We start from the raw sequence: 24,093 nt of genomic DNA on the forward strand, positions 1-24,093 counted from the left end.
GGCTGCACCACGGTCAGGAAGGAGCCGACGTGCTCATCGGAGTGCCCAGGGAGACCCGCCCCGGCGAGACACGGGTGGCCGCCACACCGGCCACGGTGCGGCAGCTGATCGGCCTCGGCTACGCGGTGGTGGTGGAGAGCGGGGCTGGGCAGGCCAGCAGCTTCCCCGACGCCGCCTACGCCGAGGCCGGTGCCCGGATCGGGTCGGCGGCCGATGCGTGGGCCGCCGACCTGGTGCTGCACGTCGCGAAGCCGTCGGCCGCGGAGGTCGGGCTGCTGCGCGACGGCGCGGTGCTGGTCAGCACGCTGGCCCCCGCGCTCGACCCTGAACTCGTGCAGACCCTCGCCGCGCGGCCGGTCACCGCGCTGGCGATGGACGCCGTCCCCCGCATCTCGCGGGCCCAGTCGCTGGACGTGCTCAGCTCCATGGCCAACATCGCCGGCTACCGGGCGGTGATCGAGGCCGCGCACGTGTTCGGCCGGTCGTTCACCGGGCAGGTGACCGCGGCCGGGAAGGTGCCGCCGGCCACGGTCCTGGTGGTCGGCGCCGGCGTGGCCGGGCTGGCCGCGATCGGCACGGCCAGCAGCCTGGGGGCGGTCGTGCGCGCCACCGACGTCCGCCCGGAGGTGGCCGAGCAGATCGCCTCCCTCGGCGGGGAGTACGTGGGCGTGCCGGCCGACGAGCAGCAGGGCGGCGGCACGGGGTACGCCACCGTGACCTCGGAGGACTACGACCGCCGGGCCGCGGTCATGTACGCCGAGCAGACCCGGGACGTCGACATCGTGATCACGACCGCCCTCATCCCCGGCCGGCCGGCGCCGCGGCTGATCACCGAGGAGATGGTCGCGGGCATGCGGCCGGGCAGCGTGGTCGTGGACATGGCCGCCGCCCAGGGCGGCAACGTCGCGGGTTCGGTGCCCGACGAGGTGGTCACCACTCCCAACGGGGTGTCGATCATCGGCTACACCGACCTCCCGGGCCGGCTGCCGGGGCAGGCCTCGCAGCTGTTCGGCACCAACCTGGTCAACCTGGTGAAGCTGCTGACCCCGGGCAAGGACGGGCAACTGGTCCTCGACCTCGACGACGTCGTCCAGCGGTCGATGACCGTCGTCCGGGACGGCGAGGTGCTGTGGCCACCTCCGCCGGTCCAGGTGTCCGCGGGCGGGCCGGGGGCCGGTACCGCCGAACCCGTCCCGCGGACCGCCGTCCCCCCGCCGGCGCAGCGCCGGCCACCCTCGCCGGCCCGCACCGCCGCGCTGGTCGGGACGGCGGCCGCGCTGCTGTTCCTGGCCACCGCGTTCTCGCCGAACCAGCTCATCGGCAACCTCACGGTGTTCGCGCTGGCCATCGTGGTCGGCTTCTACGTCATCGGGAACGTGCACCACGCGCTGCACACGCCGCTGATGAGCGTCACCAACGCGATCTCCGGGATCATCCTGGTCGGCGCGCTGCTGCAACTGGGCCACACGAGCACGCTGGTCACCGTGCTGGCGTTCGTCGCGGTGCTGGTCGCCTCGATCAACGTCTTCGGCGGGTTCGCCGTCACCCGGCGGATGCTGGGGATGTTCGCCGCCGGCTCCCCCACCCGGACCTCCCGGTGAGCGCGGCCTCGGCCTCCGCGGCCGCCTACATCGTGGCCGGGCTGCTGTTCGTCCTCAGCCTGGCCGGGCTGTCCCGGCACGAGACGGCGCGGGCCGGCAACGCGTACGGCATCGCGGGCATGGCGATCGCCCTGGTCGCCACCATCGGGCTGGCCGCCCGCAGCATCTCCGCGGCCGCCGTCGCGGCGATCGTGGTCGCGATGCTCGTCGGCGCCGCGATCGGGCTGTGGCGGGCGCGCCGGGTGCCGATGACCGGCATGCCCGAGCTGATCGCGGTGCTGCACAGCTTCGTCGGCCTGGCCGCGGTGCTGGTCGGCTGGAACGGCTACCTGTCGGTGGAGCGCGAGGGCGCCGCGCAGACCGAGGTGCCCGCGGACCTGCTGGGCATCCACTCCGCCGAGGTCGCGATCGGCGTGTTCGTCGGCGCGGTGACCTTCACCGGCTCGATCGTCGCCTTCCTCAAGCTGTCGGCGCGGATCAAGAGCAACCCGCTGATGCTGCCGGGCCGCAACTGGCTCAACCTCGGCGCGCTGGTCGCCTTCCTCGCGCTGACCGTCGCCTTCGTGGTCACCCCGAGCCTCGGCGTCCTGGCCGCGGTGACCGTCATCGCCCTGGCGCTGGGCTGGCACCTGGTCGCCTCCATCGGCGGCGGGGACATGCCGGTGGTCGTCTCGATGCTCAACAGCTACTCGGGCTGGGCCGCCGCGGCGTCGGGCTTCCTGCTCGACAACGACCTGCTGATCATCACCGGCGCGCTGGTCGGCTCCTCGGGTGCGTACCTCTCCTACATCATGTGCCGGGCCATGAACCGGTCGTTCCTGTCGGTCATCGCCGGGGGCTTCGGCAACGAGGGCAGCACCGCCGCGGCGTCCGAGGACGGCGTGCACACCGAGATCACCGCCGACGAGGCCGCGGAGCTGCTGCTCGCTGCGGAGTCGGTGGTCATCACGCCGGGCTACGGCATGGCGGTCGCGCACGCCCAGGGCCCGGTCGCCGAGCTCACCCGCAAGCTCACCGACAAGGGCATCGAGGTGCGGTTCGGCATCCACCCGGTCGCGGGCCGGCTGCCCGGCCACATGAACGTGCTGCTGGCCGAGGCGAAGGTCCCCTACGACATCGTCCTGGAGATGGACGAGATCAACGACGACTTCCCCAAGACGTCGGTCGTCCTGGTGATCGGGGCCAACGACACGGTCAACCCCGCGGCCCTCGAGGACCCCGGCAGCCCGATCGCCGGCATGCCGGTGCTGGCGGTGTGGGAGGCCGAGCGGGTGATCGTGTTCAAGCGGTCGATGAACACGGGGTACGCCGGCGTGCAGAACCCGCTGTTCTTCCGGGAGAACACCCGCATGCTCTTCGGCGACGCCCGCGAGCGGGTCGAGGACATCCTCAAGAGCCTCTGACCTGCGCGGCTGTCATCCCGGAGGCCGCCGTCCTACGGTGGGCACATGCGCACCCAGGGCCCGGTGACCGAGCCGGTCCCGGTCGGTCCGGCCGACCACCTCTGCTGGGTCTACGACGACGCCGCCGCCCTCCCCGCCGCCGCCGGGCGGTTCCTCGCCGCCGGCCTGGCCCGCGGCGAGCGGCTGGTCTTCGTGGGGTCCGACGACGACGTGGCGCGGCTGCACGCGACCCCGGGCCCCCTCGGGCCACTGGGTGACCTGCTCTCCGACGGCAGGCTGGTCCTGCTGCCGCTGGGCGAGGCCTACGACGGTGACGGCGGCTTCGCTCCGGAGCAGCAGCTGGAGTTCTACGACGCACTGACCCAGCAGGCGATCGCCGCGGGCCACACCGGGCTGCGCGTGGTCGCCGAGCTGACCCGGCTGGCCGCCGACCCCGACCGGCACGCCGAGCTGGTCCGCTGGGAGCACCTGGCCGACGACTTCGTGGCCGCCGGGTCCGGCATGTCGGCGATGTGCGCCTACCAGCGCGGCGCGCTGGCGCCCGAGGTCCTCGCCGGCGTGGCCGGAGTCCACCCCCAGGTGCGCACCCCGTCCGGGCTCGCCCACGACGTCCTGGCCCCGTTCCGGGTGTACGTGGACGGCGGTCGCGTGGCCGTGGCCGGCAGCGTGGACGCCTTCGGGGCCGACCGGCTGCGCCGCGTGCTGGCCCACTCCCCCGTGCTCCGCACCGGCACGGCCGTCCTGGACCTCACCCGGCTGGAGTTCGCCGACGCCGCCGGGTGCCGGGCGATCGCCAGGTGGGCCCAGGACCGGCTCGCCGCCGGCCTGGACGTCGCCGTCGTCGGCGTCCCGCCGCTGTTCGCCCGGGTGTGGGGGCTGCTCGGGTACGACCGCATCGTGACCGTCTCCCCGCGGGAGCGCGCGTGAGCACACCCCTCCTGCGTGCCGCCGGCGCCGCGGCACCAGGCTTCTCGCACGAGACGTTCGCCTACCGCGACGAGGCCGGGTTCACCGACACGGTCGTCGCGTTCGTCCGGGAGGGCCTGGCCTCCGGCGAGGCCGTCGTGGTCGCCGAGCCCCCGCACCGGCTGGCGCAGCTGCGCACCGCGCTGGGTGCGGACGCCGCCGCCGTCGACTTCCTCGACATGTCCGAGATCGGCGGCAACCCCGGCCGGATCATCGGGGTGTGGACCGAGGTCCTCGACCGGCACACCGCCGCCGGCCGGACGCTGCGCGGTGTGGGCGAGCCGGCCTACCCCGGCCGGTCCCCCGCCGAGCTCGTCGAGTGCGAGCTGCACGAGCTGCTGCTCAACGAGGCCTTCGACGGCGGCCCCGCCTGGCGGCTGCTGTGCCCCTACGACGAGCGGGGTCTCCCGGGGGCGGTGTGCGCCGGCGCGCTGCGCACCCACCCGTGGTGGACCGGCGCCGACGGCGTCCACCCCACCGACGGCCCCGGCGGGCTGACGGCCGCCGGGCTGCTGGCCGCCCCGCTCCCCTCGCCCGGGGACGTCGTGCTGCGCGGGGAGTTCGGCGCCGCGGACGTGCACGCGGTACGGCGCACCGTCGCGCAGTTCGCCCGCACCACCGGCCTGCCCGCCGAGCGCGTGGAGGCGCTGGAGCTGGCCGCCTCGGAGCTGGCCACCAACAGCGTCCGCCACGGCGGGGGCGGTGGGGTGCTGGCGATGTGGAGCGAGCCGGGCGCGACCGTCGTGGAGTTCTCCGACCGCGGCCAGGTGACCGACCCCCTGCTCGGCCGGCGGCGGCCCGATCCCGGACAGGCCGGCGGCGGGCGCGGGGTCTACCTGGTGCACCAGCTGTGCGACCTGGTGCAGCTGCGCTCCTCCCCCGCGGGGACGACGGTCCGCGTCACCACCTGGCACTGAGCCTCCCCGGCGGTTGCGGCGGCGGGCCGCGTCACCGACCGTTGCGGCGTGGACCCCTTCCGCATGGGCATGCCCCGGATCCCCGGCCTCTCCGAGCTGATCAGCACGCTGCAGGCCCAGACCGAGGCCCTGGCCCAGCTGCCGCGCACGCTGACCGACCTGAACACCGCCGTCCGGGAGCTGATCGCGGCCACTCGGGTCGCCACCGAGACCATCTCCTCGGCGCAGCGGACCGCCGAGCGGCTGGAGACCCTCGTGGAGGAGCTCGAGGACCCGGTGCGGTCGCTGAAGCCCGGGCTCGAGCGGGTCGGGAAGGTCCTCGACGACCCGGCGATCGACACGGTGCCCGACGCCCTGCGGAAGGTCTCGGAGGACCTGCTGCCCCTGGTGCACGGCCTGCGGCAGGCCACCGACCGGCTGGGCTCGGTCACCGGCATGCTGCGCCGCCGCGGCCGGCGAGGGGAGGCCGGGTACGCCGCCGAGGAGACGCCCGAGCCGTGAGCCGGCTCAGCCGGCGTCCCGCTCCAGCACGAAGAAGAACGGCTCCGGCAGGCCCCGCAGGTCCATGAGCCCCAGCAGCACGTCGGTACCGACCGCGCGCAGGACGTCGACCACCGGCAGCCGGTCGTAGACCACCGCGGCGGTGGCGACCCCGCGGTGGGACACCACACGGATGCGCGCCGCCGGGCGCCGGGTGCTCAGCAGCGGGCGGAGGGCGGCGAACCCGATCCGGGCCGGCCGGCCGGCGGCCAGCCGGGGGGCGCGGCGCAGCAAGGTCAGCGGGGCCGCCGCGGGCTGCACCGGCCGCGGCCGGCCGGCCCGGTCGGGGAACAGCAGCGGGTGCACCGTGTCGGCGTCGACCACCTCCTTGCCCCACCAGCCGTGCGCGGGCAGCAGCCCGTCCAGCCGCGAGCCGGTGGGCAGCTCGGCACCGCGCCAGCGGCCGACGACGGCGTCCGGCTCGACCGCGGGCAGCCGGTCGAAGAACGCCAGCGCGTCCGCCGCCGCCGTCCCGCCGCGGTGCCGGGCCAGCCAGCGGACGTCGTCGTCCGCGCTCACCGGGCGCCCCAGTGCCCGGGGTGCTCCAGGACGGCGGGCAGCCGCGTGCCGGCGTCCCCCCGGGCGGCGGCCACCTGGGGGCGGGTGAGGAAGAGGGCGGCGGACAGGTCCGCGCCCCGCAGGTCGGCGGCGCGCAGATCGGCGCCGAGCAGGTCGGTCCCGGTCAGGTCGGCGGCCCGCAGGTCGGCGCCGATCAGGTAGGCACCACGCAGGCTGACCCCGCGCAGGTCGGTGCGCCGGAGGTCGGCGCCCACGAGGTCGGCGTTGCGGCGGTCCCGGCCCCCGCGGCGGACGCCGGCCCGCGCCAGCTCGCTGACCGAGGCCAGCAGCGCACCGGCCTCGGCGCGCAACACGGCGGGATCGACGGCGGCCAGCTCCTCGGGCGTCGCGCCGGTGAGCTCCGCGGCGCGGTCCCGGGCCGCGGTGAGCTCCCGCCGCAGCGGCGCGGCCGCGGGGAAGGACAGCGCCTCGGTGAGGTACCAGAGCAGCTCGTGCAGCTGCCGCTGGACGCCGAAGGCGGTGAAGACGGACGCGGCCACGTCCGGGCCGGCGCGCCAGTCGCGGCCGCCGAAGGTCACCTGCACCGTCCGCTGGCCGGCGCCGAAGCAGTCGAAGACCGTGCAGCCGGGGAAACCGCGCTCGCGCAGCTCGGCGTGGATCCCGCAGCGGGAGTCGCCCTGGAGGTGCGGGCACGCCCTCCCGGCCGGCTTGTCGAGCGCGAAGTCGGCCGAGGCGGCGAACGCGGGCGCCACGCAGCACAGGCCCGCGCACCGGGCGCAGTCGGCCCGCAGCTCCGCCCGGGCGTCGGTGACGTCGGGCACGGGCTCCTCCGAGGTCAGGCGGTGAGGCGCTCCAGGGTGACCAGCACGCCCTCGACACCGCCCGGGCCGATCCGGCCCTTGACCTCCACCGAGGTGATCGCCTTCAGCTGCCAGCCTTCGCGGGCGTGCTCGTTGAGCACCTTCTCCAGCTTGTCACCCGACATCTTGCCGCCGAGCAGGCCCTCCCGGAGCTCGACGACCTTGTACTCGTAGCGCTGAGCCATCCGTCCTCCTGGTCTCGGCACGGCCGGTGGCCCTGTCGGGGACGCCGGTGTGCCCCGATGATGCCCGAGTGGACGTGCTGAGCAGCCGGATCCTGCTGCGCCCGACCGATCCGGCCCGGTCGCGGGCGTTCTACCGCGACGTCCTGGGCCTGGCCGTGTACCGCGAGTTCGGCCCGCCCGACGCCCCGGGGCTGGTGTTCTTCCTGGGCAACGGTCTGCTCGAGGTCGCCGGGCGCAGCGACGAGCGGCCGCGGGGCCTGGCGATGTGGCTGCAGGTGCGCGACGCCGCCGCGGAGGTCCGGCGGCTGCGCACGGCCGGGGTGCCGGTGCTGCGGGAGGCCTCCCCCGAGCCGTGGGGTCTGGTCGAGGGCTGGGTGGCCGACCCCGACGGCGTCCGCATCGTGCTGGTCGAGGTGCCCCCGGACCACCCGCTGCGCCGCGACCTGCGCTGAGCTCCGGTCAGGGCCGGCGGCCGGCCGGCGGGCCGCCGTCCGGTGCCGGGTCGTCGGGCTCCGCCGGCTGACGGCGGACCAGGTCGGCCACCGACTCCTCCAGCCGCGCCCAGGTGGCGCTCCACTCGACCAGCGGGTCGAGGATCCGCTCGAACACGGCGAGCTGCTCGTCGAAGGCCTGCAGCTGCGCGGTCATGGCCTGGATCTGCTGGCGCTGACCGCGGACGGCCTTGTCGATCGCCTGGAGCTGGGCCGCCGACATCGCTCCCGGCGGCGAGGGCAGCTTGGGCAGGGAGAAGGGGACGGCGCCGGCGGCCATCCCGCGGGCGCGGTCGGTGAACCCGCGCAGCTGGCTGACGAACTCCTCGATGGACCGGGACACCCGGTTGCCCGGGTCGCGGCTGCTCTCCTCGCGCTCGCTCATGCCGCCCAGTCTCCCGCCCGGGCACTCCCGGCGCGCCCCGCCTCCCGGGGCGCCGCGCCCCGTGCCACGCTGGCGGCGTGTCCTGGGCGTACGCCGTCGCGGGGGTGCACGCGCTCGCCGTCGTCGTGATGCTGACCGGCGCGCTGCTGGCGCTGCGGTGGCCCCGGGTGCTGCTGGTGCACGCCCCGGTCGCCGCGGCGATCCTGGCCGTCCACCTCGCCGGTGCGCCCTGCCCGCTCACCGAGTGGGAACTGGCGCTGCGCGAGCGGGCCGGCGCCGAGCCGTACTCCGGCGGGTTCCTCGGCCACCACGTCTTCACCCCGCTCGGCCTGGAGGCGACCAGTCCCGCCGTGCAGGCCGGCATCTACACCGTGGCGCTGCTGCCGAACGCGGTCGGCTACGGGCTGCTGGCCGCCCGCGCGCTGCGGAGGCGCGGGCTGCCCGGCGGCCGGGCGGGGCGGGCCACCGGGGCGGGCGGTGACCGCCGCGCGGGAGCTCGGATCACCGGAGGAGCCACCTGACGTGCGTCGCTCGGTCGTTCCCGCGGGACCGCGCCGGCGGGAGGCCCGGCCCGGTGACGCACCTGGCACGGAGCGTCGACGTGGCCGGCGCGCGCCCGCCGGCCTCAGGTCGGCAGACGGGTGCCCTGGTGGAAGCGCAGCTGCCAGCCCGCCGCCGCGTCACGCACCCACAGCGAGCTGCGCAGGGAACCGGGCTCCCCGCGCACGCGGTAGGTGAGGAGGACGACGTCCTCGGCGAGCCGCACCGGTGCGAACCCCTCAGCCGCGCCGGGTACCGCGGGGTCCGCGACCAGCGCATCGATGATCGTCGCCCGGTCCCAGACCCGTCCCGAGGCTCCGAACTCCTGGAAGTCCGGGTGCAGCAGACCCTCCACCTCGTGGGGGTCCGCTCGCACGTCCGGGCGCAGGAGCAGCCGCTCCCGCTCGACGACCGCCGCCGTGTCCGCATCGACGTGGTCCACGTCCACAGGGTGCCCGCCGTCAGCCATCGACCAGCCCACGCAGCGTCTCGGCGTTGCGGACGGCGTGCCCGTACCCGTCGTTGTTGAAGTAGGCGTACACGTCGCGGCCGTCCCCGGCCCACTCCCCCACCCGGTCGGCCCACCAGCGCAGGTCGGCGTCGGGATAGGAGCCGGCGTAGAGGTGGGTGTCGTCGGGGCCGTGCAGCCGCAGGTAGACGAACGGTGCGGTGGCGCGCAGCACGCACGGCAGGCCGGCGCCGCTCATCACGACGTAGGCCGCGCCGTACCGCTCCAACAGGCCGAACACCTCGTCGGTGTGCCAGCTGGGGTGCCGGAACTCCACGGCCACCCGCATCCAGTCCGGCAGCAGGCCCAGGAAGTACCGCAGCCGCTCGTCGTCCCGCTGGTGGGCGGGGTGCAGCTGGACCAGCAGCACCGCCCGCCGGTCGCCGAGCTCGTGCCAGCAGGCGACCAGCCGCTCCACCCACACCTCCGGCCCGTACAGCCGCTTGGCGTGGGTGAGGCCGCGCGGCGCCTTGACCGACAGCTGGAAGCCGGGCGGGAGGCGGCGGCGCCAGCTCGCGAAGGTCGCCGTCCGGGGCCAGCGGTAGAAGCTGGCGTTGAGCTCGACGGTGCCGAACCGCCGCACGTAGTGCGCCAGCCTGTCCCGCGCCGGCGTGCCCGGCGGGTAGAGGACGCCGTCCCAGTGGTCGTAGCTCCACCCCGACGTCCCCACGTGCACGGCCACGGGACACCCCTACCCCGTCAGCGGCGGCCCCGTGCGGCCAGCGACGTGAGGCCGGCCAGCAGTCGGCCGTAGGAGCCCGGCGCCAGCCGGACCAGCAGGTCGGGGACGACGGCGCTCCAGCCGACCAGCTGGCGGGGACGGCGCCGCTGCACCGCGGTGAGGACGATCTCCGCGGCCTTCGCGGGGTCCATCGTGAGCAGCTTGGCGAAGTCGCGCTTGCCCGCCTCGCCCTCCTCGACGGGCACGCCGGAGCCCACCCGCGCGTCCGCGGCGATCCGCGTGCGGATCCCGCCGGGGTGGACGCAGGTGACGCCGACCTCGTCGTCGGCCAGCTCGTGCCGCAGCGCCTCGGTGAACCCGCGGACGGCGAACTTGCTGGTCGCGTACGCCACCTGCCCGGCCGGCGCGATCAGCCCGAACACGCTGGAGACGTTGACCAGGTGCGAGCCGGGGTGCGCCTTGAGCGCCGGCAGCAGCGCGTGCGTGAGCCGGACCGTGGCGCGCAGGTTGACCTCCTGCACCCACTCGAACTCCTCGAGGGTCACCTGGTCGAAGCGGCCGCCGAGGGCCACCCCCGCGTTGTTGACCAGCAGCGTCACCTCGGGGTGGGCCTCGGCGAGGGTGGTGGCCGCGCGCCGGGTGGCCTCGGCGTCGGAGAGGTCGACGACGTGGGTGGTGACCGCCAGACCGGGGTACGCGCTGCCGATGGCCCCGGCCACCGTCGCGAGCCCGGCGGCGTCCCGGTCGAGCAGGACCAGCGAGCTCCCGCGCCGGGCCAGGCCGTGCGCGAGGCCGGCGCCGATGCCACCGGCCGCGCCGGTGACGACCGCCGTCCCGCCGGCGAAGACGTAGGGGGCGAGGCTCACGCGGCGACCTCCTCGGTGGCCCGGGCCGGCGGGCGGGCGGTGAACCGGACGCCCTGGTCGGCCACCGGGCCGCGGCGCATGAGCAGCACGTCGCGCACGTAGTTCTGGTACAGCCGCCAGGGTGCGCGGGCGCCCTGCCGGGGCAGGGCGGCGACGCTGCGCTGGACGTAGCCCGAGGTGAGCCCGATGAACGGCTCCGTGCCGCCGCCCGGAGGGGCGACCGGCGTGCAGATGGCGTGTCCGTGCGCGGCCATGTGCCGCAGCAGGCGGCAGACGTAGCGGGCGACGAGGTCGGCCTTGAGCGTCCAGGAGGCGTTCGTGTAGCCGATCGTCATGGCGAAGTTCGGCACCCCGGAGATCATCATCCCCTTGTAGGAGACCCGCTCCGACAGCTCGACCGGCTCGCCGTCGACGGTGAGGGCCATGCCGCCGATCGGCAGCAGGTTCAGCCCGGTGGCGGTCACCACGACGTCGGCCGGCAGCTCGGCCCCGGACTCCAGCGCGACGCCGGTCTCGGTGAAGGTCGCGACCCGGTCGGTGACGACGTCGGCCCGGCCCTCGCGGATCGCGGCGAACAGGTCGCCGTCGGGCACCAGGCACAGCCGCTGGTCCCACGGGTCGTAGGGCGGCCCGAAGTGGGTCTCGACGTCGAACCCGGCGGGCAACTGCTTGCGGGCCAGCTTCTGGATGAGGGCCTTCATGGCAGCCGGCCGGCGCCGGCTGAACTGGTAGGAGGCCATGGACACCAGGACGTTCTTCCACCGGACCACCGGGTAGACCGCCCGCGCCGGCAGCCGGCGGCGCAGGGTGTCGGCCAGCGGGTCGCGACCGGGCAGCGCGAGCACGTAGCTGGGCGTGCGCTGCAGCATCGTCACGTGCGCGGCGGTGCGCGCCAGCGTGGGGACGAGGGTGACCGCGGTGGCGCCGCTGCCGATGACGACGACCCGCTTCCCGGCGTGCTCGAGGTCCTCGGGCCAGTGCTGCGGGTGCACGATCCGGCCGGCAAAGCGCTCCTCGCCCGGGAAGCGTGGGCGGTACCCCTCGTCGTAGCGGTAGTAGCCGGAGCAGACCGACAGCCACGAGCAGGTCAGCCGCACGGTCTCGCCGGTGCCGGTGCGCTGCGCGGTCACCGTCCAGCGCGCCTCGTCGGTCGACCACTCGGCCGAGACGACCCGGGTGCCGAACCGGATGTGCCGGTCGACGCCGTGCTCGCGCGCGGTCTCCTGCACGTAGTGGCGGATCGACTCGCCGTCGGCGATGGCCCGCGCCTGCGTCCACGGCTTGAACGAGTAGCCGAGGGTGAACATGTCGGAGTCCGAGCGGACGCCGGGGTAGCGGAACAGGTCCCAGGTACCGCCGATGGCCTCCCGCGCCTCGAGGACGGCGTAGCTGCGGTCGGGGCACTCCCGCTGGAGGTGGCAGGCGGCGCCGATGCCGGAGAGCCCGGCGCCGACGATGAGCACGTCCACGTGCTCGGCGGGTGCGGTCATGTCGTTCCCCCTGGCTCGGCCGGTGACCTGCGCCACGGTAGTCGACACGTCGTCGAGGACGTCAACGACGCGTCGGCTCGTCGGTGCCGTAGATGGTGCGCAGCCAGACGGTGAGCAGGACGTCGATGAGCTCGTCCTCCCCCACGGCCGGCTGCTGGCCGGCGAGGGTGCCCTGGATGACCCGCTCGTTCATCCAGTTCAGCGCCGTGGCGAGGTCGCGCGCCGCCGGCCCGCCCGGCGCCGCACCGCGCGCCCGCTCCTCTTCGATCGCCGCGGCGGTCTCGGCGACGAACCCCTCCATGACCTGGGACCACAGCTCCCGCACCTCGGCGCTGGCGGCCAGCAGCTGGGTGGCGGCCGCGGTGAGGGCCCGGTGTGCGCGGAAGGTGTCGCGGACCGCGACCAGCGCCGCGCGCCAGCTCTCCCGCACGTCGTCGGAGGCGGCGGCCAGGGCGGCGGCGCGCAGCTCCCGGGCCTCGGCGACCACGCGGTCCAGCAGCGCCAGGACGACGGCCTCCTTGGAGGCGAAGTAGAAGTAGAAGGTGGGCCGGGAGATGCCGGCACCGCGGGCGAGGTCGTCGACGGAGATCTCCGCCGGCGACCGCTGCGCCAGCAGCGCCTCGGCGGTGGCGAGGATCGCCCGCTCCCGGTCGTCACCGGAGGGACGGCGGGCGCGGCGGCCACGGTCGGGTGCCACGCTGCTCACGGCAGCCGCCAGACCGTCGTCCGCCGCAGGCCCGGACCCTCGGTCTCCGGGATCTCGTAGACCGCGGCGGCGGCCAGCCGGTCGTGCGGCAGGTAGGGCCGCCCCGGATCACCCACGTACACCTCGACCCCGCGGGCGCGGGCACGGTCGAGGAACGGCAGCACCCGTTCGGTCATCTCCCGGTCGTAGCAGACGTCCCCGGCCAGGACGACGTCGATGCCGGGCAGCTCGCGGCCGAGGACGTCACCGATCACGCTCACGCCGTCGATTCCGTTGAGGCCGGCGTTGACGCCGACCGCGGTGCGGCTGAACTCGTCGACGTCACTGGCCAGCACCCACCGGGCACCGGCCAGCCGGGCGGCGAGGGCGACCAGGCCGCTGCCGGCGCCGAGGTCGAGCACCGTCCGTCCAGCGACCACCTCGGGCCGGTCCAGGACGAAGCGGGCCAGCGCCTGGCCGCCCGGCCACGCCGCCGCCCAGAACGGCGGCGCCTCCCCGGCGCCACCGTCCTCGGTCTCCATCGCCTCCCACAGGGCGACGACGTCCTCGGCCACGTGCAGCCGCACCTCCGGGACCGACGACGGCCGCCGGACCTGGGTGTGGGCACGGACGAAACCGGACGGGACGACCCTCACCGCCCGACCGTCCCACACCCGGTCCCGAGACGGCTCGAGGGGCCGCCCCTGTCAGGAGCGGCCCCTCGAACGGGTGCCCGGTGCGGGACCGGGGCGGCGATCAGTACCAGTTGTGGGCCTGCGAGTGCGCCCACGCGCCACAGGGGCTGCCGTACCGGTTCTCGATGTAGATGAGCCCGGCGTCGATCTGGCGGTAGCCGTCGGAGGTCTTCGCGATGCCGGTGCCGGCCCAGGTGGAGTTCAGGAACTGCGGGATGCCGTAGGCGGTGCTGGTGGGGTTCTGCGCGTTGGGGTTCCAGCCGCTCTCCTTGCCCCACAGGTTCTCCAGGCAGCTGAACTGCTGGGCGCTGCCGACCTTGGACATCGCGTACTCCTTGAAGGAGCCGCGGGGAGCCGCGGCGGCCGCGGGCGCCGGGGCGGCGGCAGGAGCGGCAGCGGCCGCGGCCGCGGCCTGCGCAGCGGCAGCGGCCTCACGCTCGGCGGCCTCGCGGGCGGCCTGCTCGGCGGCGGCGGCCTCCGCGGCGGCGCGCTCGGCGGCCTCGCGCTCGGCGGCCTGGCGGTCGAGCTCGGCCTGGTCGGCCGCGGCCTGCGCCTGGGCGGCGCTGGCCTCGGCGGCCTGGCGCTCGCTGCGGGAGGCGGCGAGGTGCTGCAGCGGGGCCAGGTCGGCGGCCTCCGGGGTCGCCGCGGCCGCGGCGTCGGCGGTGATGCCGAGCTGCTCGGCCACGCTGACCGACTCGGTCCGGGTGGCGGTGGCCTCGGCGTCGGGCGCGCCGCTGGCCAGGACGTTGACCACGATCGCGCCGGCCGCGGCGGCGGCCAGGAAGAACGCGGGACGGCGGCCCTTGGCCGGCAGGCCGAAGCCGCGGCGGGAGGTGGTCTGGGGGGTGGCGGCGTCGGCGGCGGGGGTGGTGGCGGCGTCGACGGCGGGGAACTGCACGGTGCGGTCGTTCATCGAGTGGGGTGCTCCGGGGCGCGAGGGCGCCCGCGGGCCTGCCGACTCGTACGGAGGGCAGCCCGGGACGCGAGGGTCTACGGGAGGGGTCCGGCGGCGGTCAGTGACGCGCGCGGCCGGTCAACGGCGAGGCGGGATCAGCGGACCGAGGAAGAGGCGCGAGGTGCGCGTGGCCCGGGATCCCTGCGAGCCGGGAGGGCCCGTGGGCGAGGCATGCGGATGCTCTCCGTTCCTTCCATGGCCGCCTACCGAGTTAGCTGACGGGTTCGGGCGGGAAGGTGCCCTACCTGCTCGAGAGCAGGACTCACCCCAGTGCTTCGATGGGTCCCCGGCTCACGTCCGCGGGAGGCGGACACGACTCGGCGGCGTCCGGCCAGGCTCCCCGGATGGGGAAGCACGACCGACCGGACCCACTCACCGTACGGGCCGTTATCGTCCTGTGACAATCCCGTGGGCCCCATCCGTCACGTGACCCTCGTCGCGGGAGAGTTCTCGGCGGATCCGGAATACGCCCGGGGCGGCGCTGTTGCACGCAGCAGTAGTTGCGCTCTCAACCACTTGGAGCACGAGATGCAGTTCGGGATCTTCTCGGTCAGCGACCTCACGACCGACCCCACGACCGGCCGCACGCCCAGCGAGGCGGAGCGGATCCAGGCGGTCGTGGCCATCGCGAAGAAGGCCGAGGAGGTCGGGCTCGACGTCTTCGCCCTCGGCGAGCACCACAACCCGCCGTTCTTCTCGTCCTCCCCCACCACCACGCTGGCCTACATCGCCGCGCAGACCCCGACGCTGCAGCTGTCGACGGCGACCACGCTGATCACCACCAACGACCCGGTGAAGATCGCCGAGGACTACGCGATGCTGCAGCACCTGGCCGGCGGCCGCGTGGACCTGATGATGGGCCGCGGCAACACCGGCCCGGTCTACCCCTGGTTCGGCAAGGACATCCGTGACGGCATCCCGCTGGCCGTGGAGAACTACGCGCTGCTGCGCAAGCTGTGGGACACCGACGTCGTCAACTGGTCGGGGCAGTACCGCACCCCGCTGCAGGGCTTCACCTCGACCCCGCGGCCGCTGGACGGCGTCGCGCCGTTCGTGTGGCACGGCTCCATCCGCTCGCCGCAGATCGCCGAGCAGGCCGCCTACTACGGCGACGGCTTCTTCCACAACCACATCTTCTGGCCGCCGCAGCACACCCAGCGGATGGTCGAGTTCTACCGCCAGCGCTACGAGCACCACGGCCACGGCTCGGCCGACCAGGCGATCGTCGGCCTCGGCGGGCAGGTCTTCATGCGCAGGAACAGCCAGGACGCCGTCCGGGAGTTCCGGCCCTACTTCGACAACGCCCCGGTCTACGGGCACGGCCCGTCGCTGGAGGACTTCAGCCGTGAGACGCCGCTGACCGTCGGCTCCCCGCAGCAGGTCGTCGAGCGCACCCTCGGCTTCCGGGACTACGTCGGCGACTACCAGCGGCAGCTGTTCCTCATCGACCACGCCGGCCTGCCGCTGAAGACGGTGCTGGAGCAGCTGGACATCCTCGGCGAGGAGGTCGTGCCCGTCCTGCGCCGCGAGTTCGCCGCGCTGAAGCCCGCGCACGTGCCCGACGCCCCGACCCACGCCTCCCGGGTCGCCGCCCGCGGCGGGGCGAAGGACGCGACCGTCCACGCGGCCGCCGACAGTGTCACGGGGCAGGCGCGCGAGGAGGCCGAGGAGGTGGAGGTCCGATGAGCACCCGCACCCTCGCCGTCGTCAGCGCCGGGCTGTCGACCCCGTCGTCCACCCGGCTGCTGGCCGACCGGCTCACCGCCGCCACCGTCGACGCCCTCCGGGCGCGCGGTGAGGACGCCACGGTCGAGGTGGTGGAGCTGCGCACCCACGCCCGCGACCTGGCCGACCACCTGGTCACCGGGTTCGCGAACGAGTCGCTGCAGGCGGCGATCGACACCGTCGTCGGCGCCGACGGGCTGATCGCGGTGACGCCGGTGTTCTCGGGCTCCTACAGCGGCCTGTTCAAGACGTTCTTCGACGTCATCGACAAGGAGTCGCTGACCGGGAAGCCGGTGCTGCTGGGGGCCACCGCCGGCACCGCGCGGCACTCGCTGGTCATCGAGCACGCGCTGCGCCCGCTGTTCGCCTACCTGCGCGCGATCGCCGTCCCGACCGGCGTCTTCGCCGCCCCGGAGGACTGGGGCGGCGGCGAGGGCGTCGACCGCGCGCTGGCCGCCCGGGTCGAGCGCGCCGCCGGCGAGCTGGCCGACCTCGTGGCCGGCCGGCCGGCGTCGGCCCGCCCGGCCGACCCGTTCGCCGACTTCACGCCGTTCGACGAACTGCTCCGCGACAGCTGACCGCGGACGACGGCGCCGGGAGACCTCCCGGCGCCGTCGGGTCGGGTCAGGTGGTGCCGCGGGTGTCCGTCCGCCGGTCGGCGCCGCGCTCGGTGGTCTGCCGTGCGACGGGCACGCCCTCCGGTGCGGCCGGCGCCCCTGACGGGACCGGCGCCGCCGGCGGCACGGCCGGCTCCGGCCGTCCCCGCAGCCGCGAGTACGGCAGCACGAGGCTGGCCAGCAGGACGACGGCCAGGATGACCGCCCACACGCCGCTGTACTGCGTCCAGGAGCCGGTGAGCAGCAGGAAGGCCGGCAGGGCCGCGGTCAGCACGCCGGCGACGATGGCGATCGCGCCGGTGTAGCGGGTGTAGTCCTCGCGCTTGAGCCCGAGGACCAGCCAGAACAGCCCCCAGAGCACGGCCCAGTAGAGCCAGATGACGCCGAACCCCGGGTCCCGCGGCTCGAAGTAGAAGAAGTTCAGGCCCGCGTACACCACCGCGCACACGGCGACGAAGGCGGAGAACCAGCCCAGCCCGGTGCCGTCGAGGTTCCCCAGCAGGTTGATCCCGACGTACAGATAGGTGAAGCCGAACAGGTAGATGCCGCCCGCGAACAGGATCGCGGCCTGGTCCCCACCGGCGGTCAGGATCAGGTAGGTGGGCGTGAACACCTGCAGCGCGCCCACGAACAGGTTCAGCGGTGCCGCGGCGCGGGGGTCCACCCTGCCGAGGAGCATCAGGCCGTTGACGATCAGGACGGCCCCGACGTACAGCAGTCCGACGGCTCCCATGTGCAGTCATCTCCTCGGGTCCCGCGACGGTGCGGACGTCCCCCGTGAGGTGTGCCGGTGCGCAGACGTTCAGCGGCAACGATGGCGCCGCACCCCTCCCGCGTCAACGCTCCGCGTCGTCCTCGGCGAGCGCCTCGTCGAGGAGGGCGGCGAGGCCCTCGAGGGACCGGTGCGGCCCGTCGGTGCGCACCACCACGGGGTCGGGGACGGCGTCCTCGTCGTCGGTCACCGCCGCGGTCAGGTCGGCGGCGGTGCGCAGGGCCGCCTTGCCGAAGCGGTCGGCGGCCTCGTGCCGCGCGATCGGCGGGAGCTCGTCGGACACGGCGTCCTCCAGGGGGGGTCGGTGGCGCACGCGGCCGCGTGTTCGGCGACCGCACCCCCGGGGTACCACCCTCCCGGCCTCGAACACCCGGCGGCCACGACGGAGGGGACTCGAGGGGGCCGATCGGTGGAGCACCGGGTCGAGGTGGTGTGGACGTGCCACCCGTGCGAGGTGGGTGGCCAGGACGCGCAGGAGGACGGCGATGCCGACCCGACCTGCTGGAACTGCGGTGGGCCGGTCGTCGTGACCGCCCGTCCCACCATCTGGCTCGCCTCCGAGCCGGACGCCGCCTGAGCACGGCGCCCGGCCCGGGACGGGCTCACCCGGCGCGGGCTCCCGCCCGCCGGGTGGTCACGAGCTGACGGCGCACTGACCGCGGTCGGCGCGCACCGGCCCCGACGCCGACGGCTTGATGTCGAAGTCGAAGATCGCCGTCGGCAGGTAGAGCGAGCAGCAGGCGTTCGGGATGTCGACGATCCCGCTCACCCGGCCCTCGATCGGAGCCGAGCCCAGCAGCAGGTAGGCCTGCTCGCCGGAGTACCCGAACTTCTCCAGGTACCGGACGGCGTTCAGGCACGCCCGCTTGTAGGCCAGCGTCGCGTCCAGGTACTTGTTCGTGTTGCTCTCGTGGTCGACCGAGACCCCGATGAACGTCAGGAACTCCGAGTAGCGGGGCTCGACGTTGCCGGGCATGAACACCGGGTTCGTGGTCACGCCGTAGGTCTCCATGCCGCCCTTGATCAGGTCGATGTGGAAGTCGATGAACCCGCCCATCTCGATGGCGCCGCAGAAGGTGATCTCGCCGTCGCCCTGGCTGAAGTGCAGGTCGCCGCCGGAGAGCTTCGCGTCCTTGACGTGCACCGGGTAGAAGACCCGCGAACCGCGGGAGAAGTTCTTGATGTCGTGGTTGCCGCCGTTCTCCCGGGCCGGCACCGTGCGCGCGCCGTCCCGGGCGATGCCGTCGAGCACGTTGCCGGACGCCGTCCCGCCGAGGGTGTTCTCGGCCAGCGGCGGGAGGGCCAGGGGCGGGACCCGGTCGGGGTCGGTCGCGATCAGCGCCCGCTCGCGCTCGTTCCACTTCGCGAGCAGGTCCGCCGACGGCGCCGTGCCGAACAGCCCGGGGTGGGTCAGGCCGGTGTAGCGCACCCCCGGTAGGTGCCGGGACGTCGCGACCTGGCCCTGGAAGTCCCAGATCGCCTTGTAGGCGTCCGGGAAGTAGTCGGTCAGGAAGCCACCGCCGTTGACCTTGGCGAAGATGCCCGTGTAGCCCCAGCCCTGCCCGGGGGCGTCGCCGAACTCCTGCGGCGCCTGCACCGGGCCCAGGTCGAGGATGTCGACGACGAGCAGGTCGCCCGGCTCGGCGCCCTCGACCCCGATCGGCCCGCTCAGCATGTGGGCGTGCGTCAGGTCGACGTCGCGGACGTCGTTGGCCGAGTCGTTGTTGCCGATCTGGCCGTCGGTCCACTCGCGGCACTCGACCCGGATGCTCTGTCCGGGGCGCACCATCGTGGCGACCGGGACGTCCGGGTGCCAGCGGTTGTGGCCGGGTACGGCCTGGTCCCTCATGGACTTGGCCTGGTCGACGGTGAACACCACGTCTGGCATGTCCCCACTCTCCGATCTGCGTTGATGGTGAGCGCCGGCCCGCGGGAAGACGGGCCGTCCGTGGGGGACGCGGGCCCGCAGCCGTCAGGGCCGGGGCAGCGCGTCCCATCGCGGGTTCCGCGGCGCCGGGCGGCCGGCTGCGCGCGGGACCTCCGTCGTGACCGTGGGCGCGTCCCGGCTCGCCTCCTCGCTCAGCCGCGCGGCGGCCACCGGGGCGGCCGTGCGGCTGAGCAGAGGGGCGGTGTAGACGCGCCGGCCCACCGCCCCGCAGGCGGGACACCGGGAGGTGCTGTCCGCGGTGCCGATGGGACGGCGGACCTCCCACGGGCCGCAGCTGGGACACCGGTAGACGTAACCCGCCATGGAGGTCCTCCGGGGCTCGGGACCACAGGTGAACGCGGAAGCTAGCGGCCCCTGGCGTCGCGCGGAGCCGGTGGACGCCCGTCCGACCCCTCCGATCGCGGCACCACGCGCGTCGCCACCCCGGGCTCAGGAGGGGTGACCCCCGGTGGGTTCAGCCGGTGACGTCGGGCGAGGCCGGGGCCGAGCCGCCCTGCGGGGCGCGTCCCTCCATGAGCGCGCTGATCGCGGCGCGGTCCTCCGCCGAGGGCATGCCCCAGCCCGGCCGGTAGTCGTACACCTCCGCCAGCGGGGTCGAGCTGGTGCGCCCGTCGAGGACCTCCACCGCGTCGGGGCCGATCAGGCCCGGGTGCAGCACGCCGCATGCCTCGGAGACCTTGAACAGGTCCCGGCGGAGCGTGTCGATGTAGTTGGCGGCGCGCACCGACTTCAGCGCCGGGTCCAGCCCGTGGGCCAGCCAGGGGTTCTGGGTGGCCACCCCGGTCGGGCAGGTGTCGGTGTGGCACTTCTGCGCCTGGATGCAGCCGATCGCCAGCATCGCCTCGCGGCCGACGTTGACCATGTCGCAGCCGAGGGCGAAGGCGACGATCGCGTTGTCCGGCAGCCCGAGCTTGCCCGCGCCGATGAAGGTCACCTGTTCGTGCAGCCCGGCCCGGGCGAACACCGAGTAGACGCGGGCGAAGCCGAGCTGGAAGGGCAGCGACACCGAGTCGGTGAAGATCAGCGGCGCGGCCCCGGTGCCGCCCTCGCCGCCGTCGACGGTCACGAAGTCCACGCCGCGGCCGGTGCGGCTCATCTGGTCGGTCAGCTCGTGCCAGAACGCCATGTCGCCGACGGCGGACTTGATGCCGACCGGCAGCCCGGTCTCGGCGGCCAGCAGCTCGACCCAGTCCAGCATGCTGTCGACGTCGGAGAACTCCGCGTGCCGCGACGGGCTCACGCAGTCCACCCCCTCCGGGACCCCGCGGGCGGCGGCGATCTCCGCCGACACCTTCGCCGCCGGCAGCACGCCGCCGAGGCCGGGCTTGGCGCCCTGGCTGAGCTTGATCTCCAGCGCCCGCACCGGGGCGGAGGCGACGAGGCCCTTGAGCCGGGCGAGGTCGAAGCGGCCGCGCTCGTCCCGGCAGCCGAAGTAGGCGGTGCCGATCTGGTAGACCAGCTCACCGCCGTTGCGGTGGTGCACCGAGATCCCGCCCTCGCCGGTGTTCTGCAGGCAGCCGGCGAGCGCGGCGCCGCGGTTGAGCGCCTCGACGGCGGCGCCCGACAGCGAGCCGAAGCTCATCGCCGAGATGTTCACGACCGACGACGGGCGGAACGCCCGCGCCCGGCCGCGCGGGCCGCCCAGCACCTTCGCCGACGGCAGGGCGACGTCGTGCGCGGACATGGGGACCGACGTCGGGACGGCGGCCCCGAACGTCTTGTGGTTGATCACGGGATAGCCGGCGGTGTACTCGAGGTCGTTGTCGGTGCCGAACCCGAAGTAGTTGTTCGCCTTCTTGGCCGAGGCGTACACCCAGCGGCGCTGGTCACGGGTGAACGGCCGCTCCTCGTTGTTGCCCGCCACCAGGTACTGGCGCAGCTCCGGGCCGATCGCCTCGATCAGGTAGCGCGCGTGACCGACCACGGGGAAGTTGCGCAGCAGCGTGTGCTCCCGCTGCAGCAGGTCGCGGGCGGCGACGCCCGCGACGGCGGACAGAGCGGCAGCGGCGGCGGCACGGGCCCCGCGCCTCACGACGCGGCCCCCCTCGGTCGGGCCGCTCCGGGTCGGGTTCCAGGATCGCTCGCGGGCACGGTTCCTCCTCGGTCTCGGGGGTCACTCCGGATGGGTCTGCGGGTCGTCGACCGCGTCGAGCGTGGCCAGGACGTCGGTGAGCGCCCGGGTCGAGCGGTCGACCAGCGGGCGCAGCCGCGCGTAGACCGCGACCTCCGCCGGGTCGGGCACCACCGGGTCGCCGACCTCGACCAGCGCGGTCGCGGCGTCCAGGTCGGGCAGCTCGCCCAGGGCGTGCCACGCCAGCAGGCAGGCCCCCAGGCCCGTCCCCTCGGGGGACTCCGCCACGCGCACCGGCAGGTCGAGCGCGGCGGCCAGGGTGCGCACCCACAGGGACGACGCGACGGCACCGCCGGTGGCCCGCACCTCCCGCACCGGCAGGTCGGTCGCGGCGAACGCGTCGCGGACCAGGGCCAGCTGCTGGCAGACCCCCTCGACCGCTGCCCGCACCAGGTGCGGCCGGCGGTGCTCACGGCGCAGCCCGACGTAGGCCCCGCGCAGGCCCGACCGCCACCACGGCGCCCGCTCCCCCAGCAGGTAGGGCAGGCAGAGCAGCCCGGCGCTGCCGGCCGGCACCCCGGCCGCCTCGTCGAGCAGCCGGGCGTCCAGGGCGTCGGCGTCCTCCCCCTCGGGGTCCGGGGCGTCGAACCCGGCGGCCAGCGCCCGCGCGGCCCACCGCACCACCGAGCCGCCGTTGTTGACCGCGCCGCCGACCACCCAGGCGTCGTCGGTGAGCGCGTAGCAGAACAGCCGACGGTCCCGGTCCACCGTGGGCCGGGGGACGACGACCCGCATGGCCCCGCTGGTGCCGAGGGAGACCGCCGCGACCTCCGGCCGCACCGCCCCGATGCCGAGGTTGGCCAGCACGCCGTCGGAGGCGCCGACGACCACCGGCAGGTCGGCGGGCAGGCCGGTCGCCGCGGCCACCTCGGCGCGCAGCCCGGGCAGCACCGCCGTGGTGGGCAGCACCTCCCCGAGCTGGGCCGCCCGCACCCCCGCGATCGTCATCGCCTCGTCGTCCCACCGGCCGGTGGCGAGGTCGTAGAGGCCGGTGGAGGAGGCGCACGACCGGTCCAGCACGTGCCGGCCGCCGTGCAGGGCGGCGACCACGAGCTCCTTGACCCCACCCCAGCGCGGGGTGCGGGCCACCAGGTCGGGGTCCTCGGCCCGCTCCCAGGAGAGCTTCACCAGCGGCGACATGGCGTGCACCGGCGTCCCGGTGCGGGCGTGCAGGTCCGCGGCGCGGCCGTCGGCCACCAGCTCCCCGGCCCACCGGGCGGCCCGGTCGTCGGCCCAGGTCACCAGGGGCCCGAGCGGCACCCCGGCGTCGTCCATGGGCACCAGGCCGTGCATGGCGGCGCTGAGGCCGACCCCGACCACGCGGTCGCCGCGCTCGCGGGCGCGGGCGGCGACGGCGGCGAGCGCCTCGACCGCGGCCGACTGCAGCTGCCGGGCGTCGAGCTCGGCGCGGCCGGGCGCGGGCACCTGCAGCGGGTAGCCGACGCTGGCGACGTCGCGCACCCGGCCGTCGGTACCGGCGGTGACCGCCTTGGTGGCCGTCGTGCCCGAGTCGAGCCCGACGACGACGTCCACCCCGACCCCCTGACCGGCCCCGTGGCCCTGCCGCGATCGTGCTCGGCGCGGGAGGCGGGCGCCAGCCGGACGCTCAGGAGGCCAGCTGCTGCACCGGCGCCGGCGGCTCGGAGCGCTCCGACGGCTCCGCGGGCCCCCCGGGCTCCTCGGGGTCGGGCTGCTCGTGCACCCGGGCCTCGGCCAGGAGGCCGGTCAGCGTGCCGACCGCGTCGTCGAGCTGCTCGGCCAGCCGCCGCACGGCCCCGCGGGCCTCACCGGTGAGCCGGTCGTACTCCGCCCGGGCCTCGGTGAGCAGCCGGGCCCGCTCGGCGGCGGCCTCGGCGCCCAGCCGCTCCCGGTCCGCGCGGGCCTCCGTTGCCAGGCGCTCCCGCTCCCCGGCGGCCTCCAGGGCCAGCCGGTCGCGTTCGGCGGCGGCCTCGACGATCAGCCGGTCGGCCTCCGCGGCGGCCTCCTGCAGCCGGGTGACGGCCTCCGCGCGCGCGGCGCGTGCCTCCTCCTCCGCCCGCTGGCAGTCGGCGAGCGCGGCCTCCTTGATCTCCGTGGCACGGCGCAGCAGGGCGTCGGCCTCCGCGCGGGCCTCGGCGCGCAGCCGGTCGGCCTCGGCCGCCCCGGCCTCGGTGAGCCCGGCGGCCTCGTCGGCGGCCAGGCGCAGGATCTCGCCGATCCGCTCGGAGGTCTTCAGCAGCTCGCGGCCCTCGGGTGAGCAGGCCAGCAGCCGGCGGGAGATCTCCAGCTCCGCCGAGCAGGTGCCGTAGCGGGACAGCAGGTCGTCGTTCTCCCTGCGGATCGCGGTCAGTTCGGTCTCGGCCCAGGCGACGTAGTTGTCCACCTGCAGCCGGTCGTAGCCGCGCAGCGCCCCCCGGAACAGCGGCCGCCCCTCCAGGATGGTGTCGAGGTCGCCGGCCAGGTTGGGGCGCCTCACCTCGTCCGCGGACGCCGGCGCGTCGGCCGGCCGGGCCTCGTCGGTGTCCACGACCTCGTTCCGTCCGAACACCGGGGCCTCCCTCCTGACCCGACGTGCGGTCGGAGCCGTGGCCTGGCTGCCGCACGCCCGGCCAGCTCGATGTCGTGCTGGTGGT

The 24,093-nt window shown here is 75.2% G+C and carries 28 protein-coding genes and 1 riboswitch; of the genes, 10 read left to right on the forward strand and 18 right to left on the reverse strand.

Features of this window, described 5'->3' with window-relative positions; genetic code table 11:
* Positions 1–29: 29 nt before the first annotated feature.
* The 5 genes from ACI784_RS15000 to ACI784_RS15020 are packed head-to-tail and all read left to right on the forward strand — an operon-like array spanning position 30 to position 5,388.
* On the forward strand, positions 30–1,601 hold the full coding sequence (locus ACI784_RS15000; protein WP_457013986.1) for a Re/Si-specific NAD(P)(+) transhydrogenase subunit alpha: 1,572 nt from the start codon (positions 30–32) through the stop codon (positions 1,599–1,601).
* Positions 1,598–3,004, forward strand: a complete 1,407-nt coding sequence (gene pntB, locus ACI784_RS15005; RefSeq protein ID WP_456924983.1) for a Re/Si-specific NAD(P)(+) transhydrogenase subunit beta — start codon at positions 1,598–1,600, stop codon at positions 3,002–3,004. The genes ACI784_RS15000 and pntB overlap by 4 nt, the downstream gene beginning before the upstream one ends.
* A gap of 45 nt (positions 3,005–3,049) precedes the next feature.
* Positions 3,050–3,931, forward strand: a complete 882-nt coding sequence (locus tag ACI784_RS15010; RefSeq protein ID WP_457013987.1) for an MEDS domain-containing protein — start codon at positions 3,050–3,052, stop codon at positions 3,929–3,931.
* Positions 3,928–4,887: an anti-sigma factor RsbA family regulatory protein gene (locus tag ACI784_RS15015; RefSeq protein WP_456924985.1), complete on the forward strand. Its 960-nt coding sequence runs from the start codon at positions 3,928–3,930 to the stop codon at positions 4,885–4,887. The genes ACI784_RS15010 and ACI784_RS15015 overlap by 4 nt, the downstream gene beginning before the upstream one ends.
* Before the next feature lie 48 nt (positions 4,888–4,935).
* On the forward strand, positions 4,936–5,388 hold the full coding sequence (locus ACI784_RS15020; RefSeq protein ID WP_457013988.1) for a hypothetical protein: 453 nt from the start codon (positions 4,936–4,938) through the stop codon (positions 5,386–5,388).
* 6 nt (positions 5,389–5,394) lie between these two features.
* On the opposite strand, the gene ACI784_RS15025 is transcribed toward ACI784_RS15020, so the two are convergent.
* Genes ACI784_RS15025 through ACI784_RS15035 form a run of 3 tightly spaced genes read right to left on the reverse strand, consistent with a single transcriptional unit; the run spans position 5,395 to position 6,991 of the window.
* Positions 5,395–5,946, reverse strand: a complete 552-nt coding sequence (locus ACI784_RS15025; protein ID WP_456924987.1) for a GXWXG domain-containing protein — start codon at positions 5,944–5,946, stop codon at positions 5,395–5,397.
* Positions 5,943–6,767 (reverse strand): pentapeptide repeat-containing protein, encoded by an 825-nt coding sequence (locus ACI784_RS15030; RefSeq protein WP_457013989.1) that lies wholly within the window; start codon positions 6,765–6,767, stop codon positions 5,943–5,945. The genes ACI784_RS15025 and ACI784_RS15030 overlap by 4 nt, the downstream gene beginning before the upstream one ends.
* Positions 6,768–6,781: 14 nt before the next feature.
* Complete coding sequence (locus ACI784_RS15035; protein ID WP_457013990.1) at positions 6,782–6,991, reverse strand: DUF4177 domain-containing protein; 210 nt, start codon at positions 6,989–6,991, stop codon at positions 6,782–6,784.
* 68 nt (positions 6,992–7,059) lie between these two features.
* Between ACI784_RS15035 and ACI784_RS15040 the strand changes: the two genes are divergently transcribed.
* On the forward strand, positions 7,060–7,443 hold the full coding sequence (locus ACI784_RS15040; RefSeq protein ID WP_456924990.1) for a VOC family protein: 384 nt from the start codon (positions 7,060–7,062) through the stop codon (positions 7,441–7,443).
* 7 nt (positions 7,444–7,450) lie between these two features.
* On the opposite strand, the gene ACI784_RS15045 is transcribed toward ACI784_RS15040, so the two are convergent.
* Positions 7,451–7,867 carry a hypothetical protein gene (locus ACI784_RS15045; protein ID WP_456924991.1) on the reverse strand — a complete coding sequence of 139 codons (417 nt, stop codon included), beginning with the start codon at positions 7,865–7,867 and terminating at the stop codon, positions 7,451–7,453.
* 77 nt (positions 7,868–7,944) lie between these two features.
* Here ACI784_RS15045 and ACI784_RS15050 point away from each other — a divergent pair, with 77 nt between their 5' ends.
* Positions 7,945–8,388 carry a DUF2784 domain-containing protein gene (locus ACI784_RS15050; protein WP_457013991.1) on the forward strand — a complete coding sequence of 148 codons (444 nt, stop codon included), beginning with the start codon at positions 7,945–7,947 and terminating at the stop codon, positions 8,386–8,388.
* A gap of 104 nt (positions 8,389–8,492) precedes the next feature.
* On the opposite strand, the gene ACI784_RS15055 is transcribed toward ACI784_RS15050, so the two are convergent.
* The 7 genes from ACI784_RS15055 to ACI784_RS15085 form a co-directional block, all read right to left on the reverse strand.
* Positions 8,493–8,849 carry a nuclear transport factor 2 family protein gene (locus ACI784_RS15055; protein WP_457013992.1) on the reverse strand — a complete coding sequence of 119 codons (357 nt, stop codon included), beginning with the start codon at positions 8,847–8,849 and terminating at the stop codon, positions 8,493–8,495.
* A 19-nt stretch (positions 8,850–8,868) separates the two neighbouring features.
* Positions 8,869–9,597, reverse strand: a complete 729-nt coding sequence (locus ACI784_RS15060) for a DUF72 domain-containing protein (protein ID WP_456924994.1) — start codon at positions 9,595–9,597, stop codon at positions 8,869–8,871.
* Positions 9,598–9,614: 17 nt separating this feature from the next.
* Positions 9,615–10,463 (reverse strand): SDR family NAD(P)-dependent oxidoreductase, encoded by an 849-nt coding sequence (locus ACI784_RS15065; protein WP_457013993.1) that lies wholly within the window; start codon positions 10,461–10,463, stop codon positions 9,615–9,617.
* Positions 10,460–11,953: a flavin-containing monooxygenase gene (locus tag ACI784_RS15070; RefSeq protein WP_457013994.1), complete on the reverse strand. Its 1,494-nt coding sequence runs from the start codon at positions 11,951–11,953 to the stop codon at positions 10,460–10,462. Before ACI784_RS15070 ends, ACI784_RS15065 begins: the two co-directional genes overlap by 4 nt.
* Before the next feature lie 61 nt (positions 11,954–12,014).
* Positions 12,015–12,650 (reverse strand): TetR/AcrR family transcriptional regulator, encoded by a 636-nt coding sequence (locus ACI784_RS15075; protein ID WP_457013995.1) that lies wholly within the window; start codon positions 12,648–12,650, stop codon positions 12,015–12,017.
* A 5-nt stretch (positions 12,651–12,655) separates the two neighbouring features.
* Positions 12,656–13,294, reverse strand: a complete 639-nt coding sequence (locus tag ACI784_RS15080; protein ID WP_457013996.1) for a class I SAM-dependent methyltransferase — start codon at positions 13,292–13,294, stop codon at positions 12,656–12,658.
* 100 nt (positions 13,295–13,394) lie between these two features.
* On the reverse strand, positions 13,395–14,246 hold the full coding sequence (locus ACI784_RS15085) for an aggregation-promoting factor C-terminal-like domain-containing protein (protein ID WP_456924999.1): 852 nt from the start codon (positions 14,244–14,246) through the stop codon (positions 13,395–13,397).
* A gap of 227 nt (positions 14,247–14,473) precedes the next feature.
* A riboswitch (cyclic di-AMP (ydaO/yuaA leader) is annotated at positions 14,474–14,621 on the reverse strand.
* A gap of 195 nt (positions 14,622–14,816) precedes the next feature.
* Between ACI784_RS15085 and ACI784_RS15090 the strand changes: the two genes are divergently transcribed.
* Positions 14,817–15,974: an LLM class flavin-dependent oxidoreductase gene (locus tag ACI784_RS15090; RefSeq protein WP_457013997.1), complete on the forward strand. Its 1,158-nt coding sequence runs from the start codon at positions 14,817–14,819 to the stop codon at positions 15,972–15,974.
* The gene (locus ACI784_RS15095; RefSeq protein WP_456925001.1) at positions 15,971–16,591 is read left to right on the forward strand and encodes an FMN reductase; all 621 of its coding nucleotides are present in this window, start codon (positions 15,971–15,973) and stop codon (positions 16,589–16,591) included. The genes ACI784_RS15090 and ACI784_RS15095 overlap by 4 nt, the downstream gene beginning before the upstream one ends.
* Positions 16,592–16,637: 46 nt before the next feature.
* On the opposite strand, the gene ACI784_RS15100 is transcribed toward ACI784_RS15095, so the two are convergent.
* Entirely contained in the window at positions 16,638–17,363 is a 726-nt protein-coding gene (locus ACI784_RS15100) for an AmiS/UreI family transporter (RefSeq protein WP_456925002.1), read from the reverse strand.
* 103 nt (positions 17,364–17,466) lie between these two features.
* Entirely contained in the window at positions 17,467–17,685 is a 219-nt protein-coding gene (locus ACI784_RS15105; RefSeq protein WP_456925003.1) for a hypothetical protein, read from the reverse strand.
* 126 nt (positions 17,686–17,811) lie between these two features.
* On the opposite strand from ACI784_RS15105, the gene ACI784_RS15110 reads away from it, so the two are divergent.
* Positions 17,812–17,979, forward strand: a complete 168-nt coding sequence (locus ACI784_RS15110) for a hypothetical protein (RefSeq protein ID WP_456925004.1) — start codon at positions 17,812–17,814, stop codon at positions 17,977–17,979.
* A 57-nt stretch (positions 17,980–18,036) separates the two neighbouring features.
* Here the strand turns inward: ACI784_RS15110 and fmdA are convergent, their stop codons facing one another.
* From fmdA to ACI784_RS15135, 5 genes are all read right to left on the reverse strand, one after another.
* A complete protein-coding gene (gene fmdA / locus ACI784_RS15115) occupies positions 18,037–19,290 on the reverse strand; it encodes a formamidase (protein ID WP_456925005.1) in 1,254 nt (417 codons plus the stop codon).
* Between the two features lie 84 nt (positions 19,291–19,374).
* Positions 19,375–19,653 (reverse strand): FmdB family zinc ribbon protein, encoded by a 279-nt coding sequence (locus tag ACI784_RS15120; protein WP_456925006.1) that lies wholly within the window; start codon positions 19,651–19,653, stop codon positions 19,375–19,377.
* A gap of 151 nt (positions 19,654–19,804) precedes the next feature.
* Complete coding sequence (locus tag ACI784_RS15125; RefSeq protein WP_457013998.1) at positions 19,805–21,382, reverse strand: FMN-binding glutamate synthase family protein; 1,578 nt, start codon at positions 21,380–21,382, stop codon at positions 19,805–19,807.
* 81 nt (positions 21,383–21,463) lie between these two features.
* Complete coding sequence (locus ACI784_RS15130; RefSeq protein ID WP_457013999.1) at positions 21,464–23,014, reverse strand: gluconokinase; 1,551 nt, start codon at positions 23,012–23,014, stop codon at positions 21,464–21,466.
* A gap of 73 nt (positions 23,015–23,087) precedes the next feature.
* A complete protein-coding gene (locus ACI784_RS15135; protein ID WP_457014000.1) occupies positions 23,088–24,008 on the reverse strand; it encodes a hypothetical protein in 921 nt (306 codons plus the stop codon).
* Positions 24,009–24,093: the final 85 nt, after the last annotated feature.

It is taken from the genome of Geodermatophilus sp. SYSU D01186 (assembly GCF_054050215.1).

Coding starts and splice junctions, on each gene's coding strand:
- ACI784_RS15045 (WP_456924991.1), bottom strand. CDS start 7,867: ATGAGCGAGCGCGAGGAGAGCAGCCGCGACCCGGGCAACCGGGTGTCC.
- ACI784_RS15010 (WP_457013987.1), top strand. CDS start 3,050: ATGCGCACCCAGGGCCCGGTGACCGAGCCGGTCCCGGTCGGTCCGGCC.
- ACI784_RS15070 (WP_457013994.1), bottom strand. CDS start 11,953: ATGACCGCACCCGCCGAGCACGTGGACGTGCTCATCGTCGGCGCCGGG.
- ACI784_RS15085 (WP_456924999.1), bottom strand. CDS start 14,246: ATGAACGACCGCACCGTGCAGTTCCCCGCCGTCGACGCCGCCACCACC.
- ACI784_RS15095 (WP_456925001.1), top strand. CDS start 15,971: ATGAGCACCCGCACCCTCGCCGTCGTCAGCGCCGGGCTGTCGACCCCG.
- ACI784_RS15120 (WP_456925006.1), bottom strand. CDS start 19,653: ATGGCGGGTTACGTCTACCGGTGTCCCAGCTGCGGCCCGTGGGAGGTC.
- ACI784_RS15100 (WP_456925002.1), bottom strand. CDS start 17,363: ATGGGAGCCGTCGGACTGCTGTACGTCGGGGCCGTCCTGATCGTCAAC.
- fmdA (WP_456925005.1), bottom strand. CDS start 19,290: ATGCCAGACGTGGTGTTCACCGTCGACCAGGCCAAGTCCATGAGGGAC.
- ACI784_RS15090 (WP_457013997.1), top strand. CDS start 14,817: ATGCAGTTCGGGATCTTCTCGGTCAGCGACCTCACGACCGACCCCACG.
- ACI784_RS15035 (WP_457013990.1), bottom strand. CDS start 6,991: ATGGCTCAGCGCTACGAGTACAAGGTCGTCGAGCTCCGGGAGGGCCTG.